At 65.5% G+C, this 12,515-nt stretch carries 9 protein-coding genes; 6 read left to right on the top strand and 3 right to left on the bottom strand.

Features of this window, described 5'->3' with window-relative positions; translation table 11 throughout:
- The coding region (locus tag WAN02_RS05020; protein WP_422263078.1) for a helix-turn-helix transcriptional regulator at positions 1-837 on the top strand (837 nt) is incomplete at its 5' end.
- 2 nt (positions 838-839) lie between these two features.
- Here WAN02_RS05020 and WAN02_RS05015 read toward each other — a convergent pair.
- Positions 840-1,310, bottom strand: coding sequence for a hypothetical protein (locus WAN02_RS05015; RefSeq protein ID WP_422263077.1), 471 nt, complete (start codon positions 1,308-1,310; stop codon positions 840-842).
- On the bottom strand, positions 1,294-3,093 hold the full coding sequence (locus WAN02_RS05010; RefSeq protein WP_422263076.1) for an FAD-dependent monooxygenase: 1,800 nt from the start codon (positions 3,091-3,093) through the stop codon (positions 1,294-1,296). Before WAN02_RS05010 ends, WAN02_RS05015 begins: the two co-directional genes overlap by 17 nt.
- Before the next feature lie 538 nt (positions 3,094-3,631).
- Between WAN02_RS05010 and WAN02_RS05005 the strand changes: the two genes are divergently transcribed.
- From WAN02_RS05005 to WAN02_RS04985, 5 genes are all read left to right on the top strand, one after another.
- Positions 3,632-4,783, top strand: coding sequence for a 3-oxoacyl-ACP synthase (locus WAN02_RS05005; protein WP_422263075.1), 1,152 nt, complete (start codon positions 3,632-3,634; stop codon positions 4,781-4,783).
- Complete coding sequence (locus WAN02_RS05000; RefSeq protein WP_422263074.1) at positions 4,780-5,736, top strand: hypothetical protein; 957 nt, start codon at positions 4,780-4,782, stop codon at positions 5,734-5,736. Before WAN02_RS05005 ends, WAN02_RS05000 begins: the two co-directional genes overlap by 4 nt.
- 18 nt (positions 5,737-5,754) lie before the next feature.
- Positions 5,755-6,036, top strand: a complete 282-nt coding sequence (locus WAN02_RS04995; protein ID WP_422263073.1) for an acyl carrier protein — start codon at positions 5,755-5,757, stop codon at positions 6,034-6,036.
- Positions 6,033-8,966 (top strand): type I polyketide synthase, encoded by a 2,934-nt coding sequence (locus WAN02_RS04990; protein ID WP_422263072.1) that lies wholly within the window; start codon positions 6,033-6,035, stop codon positions 8,964-8,966. The genes WAN02_RS04995 and WAN02_RS04990 overlap by 4 nt, the downstream gene beginning before the upstream one ends.
- A gap of 84 nt (positions 8,967-9,050) precedes the next feature.
- A complete protein-coding gene (locus WAN02_RS04985) occupies positions 9,051-10,760 on the top strand; it encodes a fatty acyl-AMP ligase (RefSeq protein WP_422263071.1) in 1,710 nt (569 codons plus the stop codon).
- Positions 10,761-10,793: 33 nt separating this feature from the next.
- Here WAN02_RS04985 and WAN02_RS04980 read toward each other — a convergent pair.
- On the bottom strand, positions 10,794-12,515 hold a 1,722-nt coding region (locus tag WAN02_RS04980; protein ID WP_422263070.1), incomplete at its 5' end, for an MMPL family transporter.

The raw sequence follows: 12,515 nt of genomic DNA, 5'->3' as shown, positions 1-12,515 counted from the left end.
GGGCTAGGCGGAAGGTACGCGGCGTTCGGACAGGTGACGTCTGGATTCGCGGCCTTGGCCGCCGGAGACTTCGCGGCGGCGCACGAGGCACGCGAGGCCGCGCTCCTGTGCCCGATTGTCGTGAGCGGTGGCACGGCGGCATTGCAGCGCATCTGGAATGCCCAGGGCGCGTTGGCAGACCTAGATCTCGCTGACGCCCGCCGTTGCGCCGACGAGGCTGTATCGACAACGACCGGCTTCTGGCTGATATGGGCCCTGAGCACACGCGTGCGGGTGGCGATCGCGCGAGGTGAGCTGGAGGACGCTGAGCGTGACGCCCATGACGCGCTAGCGTGCGCGGCCGAACGTGCGGCGCACCTCGGCGTTCCGGACGTGCTCGAATGCCTCGCCGTTCTGACCGGGGACGGCGCCAGTCATCGCGAAGCCGCCCGCCTCTTGGGTGCGGCCCACGCCATTCGGCAACGCACGGGCGAGGTCCGCCCTAAGACCTGGGACGCCGACTACGAAGCTTCGGCGGCTGCTCTGCGAGACGCCATGGGCGGGAACGACTTTGACGCCGCCTGGGCCGAGGGCGCTGCGCTGTCCACCAAGGAAGCGATCGCCTACGCGCAGCGCGGCCGCGGCCAACGCAAACGACCCACCAGCGGCTGGGGTTCACTCACGCCCACCGAGCGCGAGGTCGTCCAATTGGTCAGCGAAGGGCTCGCCAACAATGACATCGCCGCAAGGCTTTTCGTCTCACCCCGCACCGTGCAGACCCACCTAACCCACGTCTACACCAAGCTCGGCCTGACCTCCCGCGTGCAACTCGCTCAAGAAGCAGCCCGCCGCACGTAGTCCTATTCGCCGTTGGCGTGTAACTCTTTCGCTGATTCTGCGGCCGCTTGCAGTCGGGCGACAATGTGATCGGGATCGATCTCCTGGCCAGGCCGGTTCTTCGCATCCGCATCGATCGGAACGCGGATTGCCACGTCGGTGCCATTGGGGTCGCGGTACCACAGGCGCACTCCGCTGGCGTCGTTTGTCGCGCGGTGGTGACGGGAGCCGATCGCGACGAGTCGCCTGTGGGTGTCGAGGGCAGCGATCACGGAGGGGGCCGACACTGTGAGTGAAATGACCCCAGCGACTTCGGGATTGGCGTTCATCGCGATATCGGAATGCTCGATAACAACCCGTAGCGCCGCTGTCTCGACGACCGCGGTTCGATAACCGATTGTGTGTGGATCCGCGCCGAGGAGGTTGCCCCACCAGGCTCGCATCAAATCCCACTCGTGGGTCAGCAGAACAATCTCGTCAAGGCGTGGGTTCATAGCTCCCCTTCGCGGTGGCCCTCAGACCTAGTTGATCGATCGCCTCACCGAGCGCTTCGGCGTTCCCACTAATCGATGGGTCAAGCACCGCTGCGATATGAGAATCCGGGCGCAGCAGTAGCGCCTGCCCTGCCGCCAGCTCACACAGCGGCTCTGTGCACGCCGCGAGGTCGACTCCGATCACCGTCAGTGGGTGTCCGACTGCTGTCTGCGCGTCACGCCAACTCGACTCGTGTTGCGACGTGGCCAGAACCGTCAGCGTGTCGCGCGCCGGCAGGTCGAGAGTGGATACTCTCGCTCCGTTGGACTGGACCCACGCGTGTGGTAACCGCCCCCCCACACGCACGATCGGCGCATAAAGCTCGATGTCCGCGTCGTCTTCGGACATGTCGCCGTCGACGAGGAAACCGTGGCCGTAGTGCACGCCGAGATCGAGGCCCCACGTTCGGTAATGGCCGCCCTGGCGGGCGATCACCTCCTGCACCATGTAACGGACACGAGCTCCGATACGACCCCGGGAAGTCACCCAGCCAATCAGCTGCATTGCCACCACCATGAGAGCGGCTAGTATCCGGCGTGACGCTGGACGCGGCAGGGCAACCATCAGTCGGGACCCGGCCAGAGCCTGCAGCGCGCGCATACCTGATCGAGGCAATCCAAGCGCGGCGAAAACGTCCATCAGGCCGTCGAAGTTTTTCACTGAATGCTCGGTGTTGGCGATGCCGATCGGTCGACGTTCTGCCTCGTAGGTGTCGAGCAGATACGCCGGAGCACGCCCAGACATTTCCCACGCGAGTTTCCAGGCCAGGTTGTGGGCATCGTGCACGCCGGTGTTGAGTCCGAGACCGCCGGTCGGCGGGAAGCGGTGCGCGGCGTCGCCGATCAGGAATGTACGTCCCCTGCGGTATCGATTGGCGACCTGCGCCGTCATCGCCCAGCTCTGCACCGAGTGGATCTCGACGACCAAATCCCTGTGTCCCACCGCTTCTCGGATTCTGCGCCGACAATCGTCGGCGGTGAAGTCCTCGAGACGCTGAACCGGCGGGAAGTAGGGGAACTGAAAGACGAAGTCACCAGGTGAGCTGTGCACGATAATGGTTCCCAGCCCGCGTGGAGTGAAGGTCCAAATCACCGGGGCTCGGCGTGACCACAGATAAGAACGCAGGTCGCCGCTGAAGTGAACGCTGATCACGTGTTGAAGTACGGGGCCGCGCATCTGGAGTCCGCATCTGCGCCGGACATGGCTACCCGCACCATCGGCAGCGATCAGATACCGACCCGTCGCGACCCACTCGCCGTCACCGTCTGGGCGGGTGGCTCGAACTTCAACGCCATCGGCGGTTTCGCGGTGATTTTGGTACACGCTGCCCCGCCGGAACTCGACTCGCGTGCACGCTTCGAGCTGATCCCACAGCAGCTGGCCAAGTACGTGTTGCGACAGGCTTGCGGCCCGAGTCGGGCTCAGCGTCTGAAGCGACTGGGCTTCAGCCGATTCGGGGTCGTAAATGTTGATCCGGCCCAGTTCGGGTCCGGTCAGCGTCGTGGCGTAAATAATGTCACGCAGTTCGTACATCCGTGAGCTGAGGCGGCGCACATCGTGTTCGAGGCCCAGTTCGCGGAAGACCTCCAGTGTGCGGGTGGAGAGCACATGCGCGGCCGGGTGGGTCGAAGGGGCCAGGCGTTGTTCGACGACGAGGGTGTCGATCCCGTGTTCGGCGAGCAGCAGCGCGGCTGTCGCTCCGGCCGGACCGGCACCGACGATCAGGACCCGAGATGTGTTCATGTCACTACCCGCTTGCGCTGAGTTCCGTGTCCATCACGCCGGGCACCAGTGTGTCCCGGGATCCATCGTCATCGCTACTCAAAGCCTCGTCCAACTCGCGATTGCCGGAGTCTATATCTGAAGCTGAAGCGTCCCCGGTCTCGTGCGCACTTTGATGAGCCCCGGTTTGCGTGGGGTCGGTTTGCTTCCAGGAGCGGTCACGACCACCGGAGCCACCCCCGCCAAACGCAATGGTCGGTTCGGCGCGTAATTGAACCAATGGGGATTTGCTACTCGTACTCCGTTTATACAGAAGATAGGGATCGTGCAACTCGCTAATCGTGCCGTGGCAACCGCCGCCCGCTATTATCGGGGCGGATTCGCAGCCCATGCGCCCGGTTGCGGTGGTACCGAGACAGCCTAACGGAGGGTCGGGCGAAGGAAACATGGAAACTGTCATGCCGTCGACGACCTCAAGGATCTTTTCGTCTTGAAGGCAGCCGAAATGGCCTGACGGCCCGCGTGGCCTCGTCGACAACCCGATCATTGGAGCGACAGCATGGGTGCGTACATCACGGCCACGGGCGCTTTTCTCCCCGGCTACCCCGTTCCCAATGACGAAATCGAGGACTACATCGGAAAGGCGGGACGCGCGTCCTCCGATCTGAAGGACGTGGTTCTCGCGAACTGCGGAATCAAGACGCGCCACTACGCGCTCGACAAAAAACAGCAAACCGTCTTCTCGAATGCGGCCATGGCGGCCAATGCGGTGCGCAACGCCGCCGAGCGCGCCGGACTCGGACCCAACGAGGTCGAACTGTTGACCGCGGCGACGACTGTGCCGGACCTGATTTGTCCCGGGCATGCCAGCATGGTGCACGGCGAGTTGGGCTACGGTCCGCTCGAGATCGCGACCGCACACGGCATCTGCAGTTCCGGGATGATGGCGCTGAAGAACGCGTACCTGCAGGTGGCGATCGGCGAGAAGCGCAACGCGATCTGCGTCGCCAGCGAGTTCGCATCACGCTTGTTGAAGAGCACCCGCTACGACGAGATGGAGCCGATCTCGGAGGACGGGTCGTTGCCGATGGAAACCGCGTTCCTGCGCTACATGCTCTCCGATGGCGCGGGCGCCGCGGTGGTCGAGAACACTCCCGCAGCATCGGGGATCAGCCTGCGCATCGACTGGATCTCGCTGACGTCCTACGCGAACACCGAAAAGGCGTGCATGTACTTCGGCAGCAACGACAACGCAGTCTCGAAGACCTGGTTTGACTACCCGACCCCCGCGGCGGCCGCGGCCGACGGTGCGCTCGCTATGCGGCAGGAACTCTCCCTGTTGCCACATCTGATAAGTGTCGGAATCGACGAGTACCAACGCCTGCGCGCCATGGGCAAATTCGACCCTGAGACGGTGACGTGGTTTCCCGCGCACTACTCGAGCGAACGCATGAAGTCCGTCATGTTTGGCGAGCTCTCCCGGCGCGACATCGCGTTCGGCCATCCCGAAATGTGGTACAGCAACCTCACGAAAGTCGGAAACATCGGCAGCGCAGCCATCTTCGTCATCCTCGACGAGATGATGACGGACGGCCTAATCAGGGACGGTGACACGCTGTTGTGCATGGTGCCCGAATCCGGCCGGTTCGTCGTCTCATTCATGCATCTCACTGCGGTGTCGGCGGCTTCGGTGTCGAAAGCCCGGCCATGACCCAGGCGTCCGAGGTCCTCCCTGCCGAGCAGCCTCCCCGTCGGGCGGTCGTGTACCTCTATTCGCAGACCGGACAGCTGCGCGAAGTCGCCGATGCGTTGACCGCTCCGCTGGTCGCCGGCGGGTGGTACATCCGCTGGGTGGACGTCCAACCCCGCGTGGCGTTTCCATTTCCGTGGCCGATTCGGCGATTCTTTGGGCTGTTTCCCGCTGCGGTTGATCCGGAAGCGCTGGTGGAGCTCGTCGAGCCGGCGGACGGCTTCGAAACGGAGCCTGAGGAATTGGCGATCCTCGCCTACCAGGTGTGGTATCTGGCGCCCTCACTTCCCGTCCGGTCACTGCTGAAGGCGCATCCCGGCGCCTTCCGGAATCGCAGGGTCGTCTCCCTGATCGCGTGCCGCAACATGTGGTACTCGGCGGCGATCGAGGTCTCCGGGCTGCTGCGGTCCGCGGGTGCTCAGTCCGTCGAGGTGGTTGCCGCGACCGACACCCGGCCGCAGTGGGCGACGTTCGTGACGACCCTGCGCTGGCTGCTGACCGGTAGGCGCGAGTCCTTCCTGTGGTTCGAGCGGGCCGGGGTCGGCGCCGCGGAACTCGACCGCGTCGGCGGTGTGGGGCGACGCATCGCCGAGTCGGGACAGTGTTCGCAGGATGCGGCCCCCATCATGCCCGCCCTGGCGGCGGCGGATCTCCTGGCCGGGAAGGTTTTTCGCTGGTGGGGCGCGATGGTCAGGTCGGCGCGGCGATTCGGCGCGCTGGCGCAGGCCGCGACCTTGGCAACGTTCGTGCTCGGCTTGGGAACCGGCATCGTCGCCGGTCTGCCGCTGATCGCGGGCGCAGCATTCGCCGGCGGCGCGCGGTTCGAGAGGGGCGTGCGTGCATTCGTGCGTCGCCGGATCTCGTTCGGCGAGGCAGGCGCCAACCAGGCGGCGATCGCGGCCTCGCCGCAGTAGCCGGTAGGGCGGAAGCTGATGAGCCAGAGTGAGACCCCGATGACGGCTGACGCCTCGGAGTTTCAGGAACTTGCCGACTGGCTGACCATGAAGGTGGCCGGGTACCTCAACGTTCCGTCGGACACGATCGACATCGACACCCCATTGGCCGATTGTGGGATCGACTCCGTCTTAGCCATGAGGCTGTGCGTGGACCTGGAGTGCGAGAAGGGATTCGCCGTCGAAACCACCATGGTGTGGGACTACCCGACCATCGGTGCCATCGCGGCCTATCTGGTCGCTGAGCAAGCGGCGACGTGACGCCGATCGCCGTGGTCGGCATCGACTGCCGCTTCCCGGGAGCGCCCGACAAGGACGCGTTCTGGCGACTGCTGATGGATGGCATCGTCACCGACACCGAAGTGCCGTTGCAGCGTTGGGATATCGACGCCATCTACCACCCCGGCGGTGTCGCAGGATCGATGAACACCCGACGCGCCCATTTCATCGACGACGTTGACGCATTCGACTATGACTTTTTCGCAATCGCTCCGATCGAGGCGGCGGCGCTCGACCCGCAGCAGCGACTGCTGCTGCAGGCGTCGTGGCGCGCACTGGAAGATGCCGGAATCGATCCCCGATCGCTGGCCGGCACGCCAACCGGCGTCTTCGTCGGAATGATGTCCAGCGAGTGGAGCAGCCTTCAGATGTTCGACTTCCCCGCGGTCACCGCATTTCGTGGTGCCGGCAGCGGCTACTTCATGACGGCCAACCGCATCTCATACCACCTGAACCTCACCGGACCGAGCATGGCCATCGATTCCGCCTGCTCGTCATCGTTGATGGCCGTGCACCAAGGCTGCGCTGCGCTGCGTTCCGGGGACACCGACACCGTCATCGCCGCCGGTGCGAATCTGCTTCTTACACCTGCGCTTTCGATTTTTTACACGCAGGCTGGGCTCTCGGCGCCGGATGGTCGCTGCAAACCGTTCGGACAGCACGCCGACGGCATCGGCCGGGGTGAGGGCGTGGCCGCGGTGGTGCTGCGCCGACTGGACGACGCCATCGCCGACGGCCAGCCGATTTACGCGGTGCTGAAAAGTTCGGTTGCCAACCACGATGGCCGCAGCAACGGGATCACCGCCCCGAACCGCCGGTCGCAGGTCGAGCTGATGCGCCGCGCGCTCAGTCTCGCAGAGGTCGAGGCCGGACAGATCGACTTCGTCGAAGCCCATGGCACGGGCACTTTTCTCGGCGACATGATCGAGGCCAACGCTCTGGGCGACATCCACAAAACGCGTGGCGAGCCATGTCTGCTGGGCTCGGTCAAGGGAAACATCGGGCACACCGAGGGCAGCGCGGGGATTGCGTCGTTCATCAAGGCGTGCCTGGCGCTGCATCATCGGGAGCTGCCACCGACGCTGTTCGGCGACAGCGCCAATCCGGGATTGCGGCTGGACGCGCAGGGGCTGCGGCTCGTGGAGAGCCCAGAGCCTTTGCCGCACAATGCGCTTTGCGGGGTGAGCTCATTCGGGCTGGGCGGCAGCAATGCGCACGCGGTGTTGGAGTCGGCGCCGGCCCGGGCGGTACCCGACCCGGGCCCGATCGGTGTGCTCACATTATCGGCGCCCTCGGAGCAGGCGCTCCGGCGCAACGCCGATTCGATCGCCACCGCGCTGCACAAACTCGACGATCAATCGGTAGCCTCCTGGTGCCGCTCCACCAACGTGGTGAAGCGATCACATCGGCATCGCCTGGTGGTGGAGGGCGACCGCAGCACGCTGGCCTGTGGGCTGAGGGATTTTCTCGCCGGTACCCGCGCCGAACTTGCGTCGTCCGCGCCGCCGCGCAAGGTCGCCGCCGGGGTTGGGCTCTTTTGCTCAGCGCAGGGAACTCAGTACCCGGGCATGACGCGGCCGCTCTACGACGCCAATCCCGTGTACCGGGAACATCTGGATGCCGCGGCGGCCGCCCTCGACCCGCACCTGCCTTCGGGTCTGCTCGTGGCGATCCTCGGCGACGATCCCGGACTCCATCACACCAGCCTCGCGCAGCCGGCGTTATTCGCGGTTTCCTACGCGCTGGGAAAGGCGTTGCTACAGAGTGGGATCCGTCCCTTATTCGGCATCGGCCACAGCGTCGGCGAGGTCGCGGTCGCCTGCCTGGCGGGCGTGCTATCGGTCGATGATGCGGCCAAGCTCATCGCCGTCAGGGGACGGCTGATGGGCGCATTACCCCCCGATGGGGCGATGACCGCGATCGATTTCGGCGTCGAGGAGGCCGAGGCATTGGTCGCCGACGAGCCCGGGTGCGCGATCGCGGCCGTCAACGGGCCACGCTCAGTGGCAATCTCCGGTGCCGCCGACGCGGTGGCACGGGTCCATGCCGCGGTTCGGGCGCAGGGCGGCCGAGCGGTGAACCTGACGGTGTCCCATGCCTTTCACTCGCCGCTGATGGAGCCCATGGTGGCGGAGTTCCGGCGCGAGCTGTCGGGGCTGACGCCGGGTCCAGCGGAGTTCCGGCTCTTCTCCACGGTGCTCGGCAGGGAAATCGAGGGTCACGAAATGGACACCGACTACTGGGCCAGCCAGATCTGTTCGCCGGTGCGGTTTTTCGACGCGGTCCGGGCCGCCATGAGTGCAGCAAGTGCCGACTACGTTGCCGAGGCCGGTCCGCGATCCACGCTGCTCGGGCTAGCCCGGCAGTGCAGATTGCCGCCGCAGACCCGGTCGCTGGCATTGTGCGCCGGACCGGATTCCAATGGAACGGAGCTGCTGGGCGTAGCGGCAACGCTGCTGCGCGACGGGTACTCGCCCGACCTGTCGCCGTTGTACGGCCGGCCGGCCGGTCCGCTGCAACGGATTCCGCCTTATGTCTTCGACACCTCCAGTCGGTTCTGGTTCGACGGCGAGGTCACCGTCGTGTCTCCGACGGCCAAGCCCGCCGCGGTCAGCCCTGTCGCCGAGCGGCAGCAGCCTGCACAGGTGCTGACCGCATCAGAGGGCGCGATCCTGGCGGTGATCGCCGATATCGGCGGCTATTCGCTCGGCGAGCTTGCCCGATCCAGCCGGCTCAGTGACGATCTGGGCTACGACTCGCTGCTGCAACTCCGCCTTTTCGACCGGCTGCGGGCGGACTATCCAGAGCTGGGGCATATCGCCATCGCCGAAGTGCTGCCGAACCTTCACAGTGTTGGCGATCTCGTTGACTTCGTCATGCATCGGCTCGATCCGGCAGGCCTGACCCGATGACATCCGTCGAATTGGTGTGCTTCCACCACCACTTTCTCTTTTGTGAGCCCGACCCAGACGTGACACTGGAAAGGATCTGATCGGATGAGCATATTCACCCGCGAAGTGTTCGCCTCGGCGGCATCGTCACCGCACGGCTTGACCGTTGGCACGTTAGCCGATCCCATACGGTTGAGCTGGCGCGAAGTCCACGACCAGGCGAAGCAGATGGCAGGATGCCTGGCCGCCAAGGGCATTGGCCGGCACGGCTCGGTCGCTGTGCTGGCCGCCGACGCGGCGGACGTCGCACCATTGGCGCAGGCGATTTGGATGCGCCGCGCCGCGCTGACGATGCTGCAGCAACCGACACCACGTGCCGACCTGGCGGTCTGGCTCGCCGACACCGTACGGGCAATCCGGATGATTCGTGCCGACGTGGTCGTCGTAGGCGAGCCCTTCCTGATGGCGCTGGATCACCTGGCGGCCCAGGATTTGGCCGTATGCACGGTGGCGTCGCTGCGCGGCGCCGGACCGATCGAGCCGGAGGACGCCGCTGAGGCGGATATCGCGCTGCGGCAGCTCACCTCGGGGTCGACCGGCATACCGAAGGCGGTGGAGATCAGCCACGGGAATCTCGCCGCAACCACCGTCGCGATGAGCACGGGGGTGGACATCCGCATCGATCGGGATGTCCTCGTGAGTTGGCTGCCGTTGTCGCACGACATGGGCATGATCGGGTTTGTCTGTTTCCCCATGCAATTGGGGCTGGAAGCCGTCGTGGTCACGGCCGATCAGTTCCTGCGGCGGCCCATTGTGTGGGCCGAGTTGATCAGCAGGCACCGGGGGACCATGACAGCGGGCCCCAATTTCGCCTACTCCCTACTGGCCCGCGTTCTGGAGCGGACCGACCCGGACGCCATTGACCTCTCGTCGCTGCAGGTAGCGTGCACCGGAGCCGAGGCCATCGATCATCGTGACGTAAAAAATTTCACGGCGGCGGGTGCCCGTTTTGGGCTGCCGGCGAGCGCACTGATGCCGAGTTACGGGCTCGCCGAAGCCACACTGGCGGTGTCCTTCGGCGCGCACGCCGACCCGCCGATCGTCGACACGGTGTCCAGGCAGGCCGTCTCAGAGGCCAACCGCGCCGAGCCGGTTTCGGGTGACTCGGAGGACGCGCAGCACATCGTCTGCCTAGGATTCCCACTCACGGGCATGGACGTCCGCATCACCCGCGACGAAACGGTGCAGGGGCCCAGAGAGATTGGCGCCATCGAACTTCGCGGTCCTATGGTCGCTGGCCGCTATCTCACGGTGGACGGCGTCGTTCCACTCGCCCGCCATGACGGCTGGTTTGACACCGGCGACTTGGGTTACCTCGACGAGGAGGGGCGGATCTACGTGTGCGGCCGAACAAAGGATCTCATCATAGTGGCCGGGAATAACCTCTATCCAGACGATATCGAGCGTGCGGCCGCGACCGTCGACGGCGTGCGCAAGGGCTGCGTGATCGCGCTCCGGGTCGACGCCGAGCGGGAGGGCTTCGCGGTGCTCGCCGAAGTGAAAAACGCGGACGAGGAGGACGTGCGCCTGCGTATCAGCCGCGACATCACAGCCAGGGTGAACCGGCACGTTGGGCACGCCCCGCGCGAGGTACGGGTGTTCCCCGCCGGAACTCTGCCGAAGACATCATCAGGCAAGCCGCGCCGGGAAAGCGCTCGAGAGCTGCTCTTTCAAGGAACACGCGGCGCAGGTACGACCGGGTCGACGTCAAAAAAGACCGATACCGGGTCCGCGGGCCTTGATCGAGTCCCGTAAACGAGGCTGCCCCGCTGTATCGTCGGCGCAGTTCTAGCCGAAGCCGAACTCCTCACTCCCAACGGGTATGTCATGCCGGGCGGTCTCGCTGAGGCCGAACCGACTATGCAGCCGGACCAACGGTCTGGGCGCCCACCAGTTCACCCGGCCGAGTACCCGCATGAAGGCGGGCACCAGCAGCGTTCGCACAAGGGTGGCGTCGACCAGCACCGCCAATGTGAGCCCGAGGCCGAGCATCCGCATGTTCGACACCTGCGCGGCCATCAACGCGCCGAACGATATCGACATCAACAATGCGGCTGCGGTGATCACCCGGCCGGTGCGGGCGACGCCCAAGGCGACGCTCTCGTTGTTGGCGGCCGGTGTCCGATCTGATGCGAGCCAGTATTCACGGATCCGGGAGATCAGGAAGACTTCGTAGTCCATCGACAGCCCAAAGGCGATGCAGAACAACAACATCGGCAGGTTCACCTCCAGCGTGCCTGTCACCGATGACCCGAGCGCACCGAGATGCCCCTCCTGAAAGACCCACACCATCGCACCGAATGCGGCCGTCAGCGACAATACGTTGAGCAACACGGCCTTGACCGGCAGTACCACGCTGCCCGTCAGCAAGAACATCAGCACCAGGGTGATGCCGGCGATGATCCCGAGCACGAGGGCCAGACGACTGGTGATGGCGTGCACGCTGTCGTGACTGCTCTGTGCGAGACCCCCGAACTGCACGGTCCTGTCGGCCGGGGTGGGGACGGCGTGCAGCCGGTCGAGCTGGCTCGCCGACGCCTCCGAGAACAGCGGCGCGGAGCTGCTGACCGTCAAGAACGCGCTGCCGTCCTTGATGCCGGTCGGTGCCGACGGCGGCCCGGCAAGGCTACCGTCGACGAAGGTGCCGCCAGGTGAGCACGCCGACGTCACGCCAGTCACCTTCGAGAGCTCGGCGGAATAGCGGCTGAGGTCGGCGACGCTTACCCCGTCCGCGTGCGGCAGCACCACGCTGATGTTGGTCAACGGATCGACGGCGAAGTCGTCGCGCAGCTCGTCGCCGACGTGGCGGGCGGAGGACGAGGACGACAGCATCCGGTCATCGGGAAAGCCCCACTTGACGCTGAGGAACGGCGCTCCGAGCAGGAGCAGCACGGCGATGATCGCAGCGCCGATCAGCACCGCGTGCCGCATGACAAACGTCGTCCAGCGATACCAAAACGTCCGCTCGACCGGCTTGGGCTGCGGGTCCGGGCGACCCAGCACCCGGCGCAGGAGCCTGCGCACGTCGAGCGAGTCGAGACGGTCGCCGAGCAGCGCGATCGCAGCGGGCGTCACCACGATTGCCGCGCATGCCGCGAACGTGACCACGGCCACTCCCGCGTACGCGAACGACTTGAGAAAGTACTGCGGGAACAGCAACATCGTGACCATCGACGACGCGACCGTCATCGCCGAGAACAACACGGTGCGGCCCGCCGTCACCATGGTGCGGATCAACGCCTGATCCCCAGTGGCGCCCGCTGCCAGCTCGTCTCGGTAGCGGCTGAGGATCAGCAGGGTGTAGTCAATCGCCAGCGCCAGCCCCAGCGCGACGATCAGGTTCAGCGCGAAGATCGACACATTGGTGAAGAGCGAGACCGTGTGCAGCACAGCCATGGACCCTAGGATCGCGAAGCCGCCGACTGCCATCGGCACCGCAGCCGCGACCAGACCGCCGAACACCCAGACCAGCACCACGAAGCTCAACGGCATCGCGATCGATTCCATGAG

The sequence above is a fragment of the Mycobacterium sp. genome, from assembly GCF_049281135.1.
Taxonomy (GTDB): Bacteria; Actinomycetota; Actinomycetes; order Mycobacteriales; family Mycobacteriaceae; genus Mycobacterium.
Note: the sequence above shows the minus strand (reverse complement) of the source record. Positions and strands in the feature narration are given on the sequence as shown.

Bases quoted from the DNA above. Each gene is read 5' to 3' on its own strand.
- WAN02_RS05015 (WP_422263077.1), bottom strand. From the start codon at position 1,310: ATGAACCCACGCCTTGACGAGATTGTTCTGCTGACCCACGAGTGGGAT.
- WAN02_RS05010 (WP_422263076.1), bottom strand. From the start codon at position 3,093: ATGAACACATCTCGGGTCCTGATCGTCGGTGCCGGTCCGGCCGGAGCG.
- WAN02_RS05005 (WP_422263075.1), top strand. From the start codon at position 3,632: ATGGGTGCGTACATCACGGCCACGGGCGCTTTTCTCCCCGGCTACCCC.
- WAN02_RS05000 (WP_422263074.1), top strand. From the start codon at position 4,780: ATGACCCAGGCGTCCGAGGTCCTCCCTGCCGAGCAGCCTCCCCGTCGG.
- WAN02_RS04995 (WP_422263073.1), top strand. From the start codon at position 5,755: ATGAGCCAGAGTGAGACCCCGATGACGGCTGACGCCTCGGAGTTTCAG.
- WAN02_RS04985 (WP_422263071.1), top strand. From the start codon at position 9,051: ATGAGCATATTCACCCGCGAAGTGTTCGCCTCGGCGGCATCGTCACCG.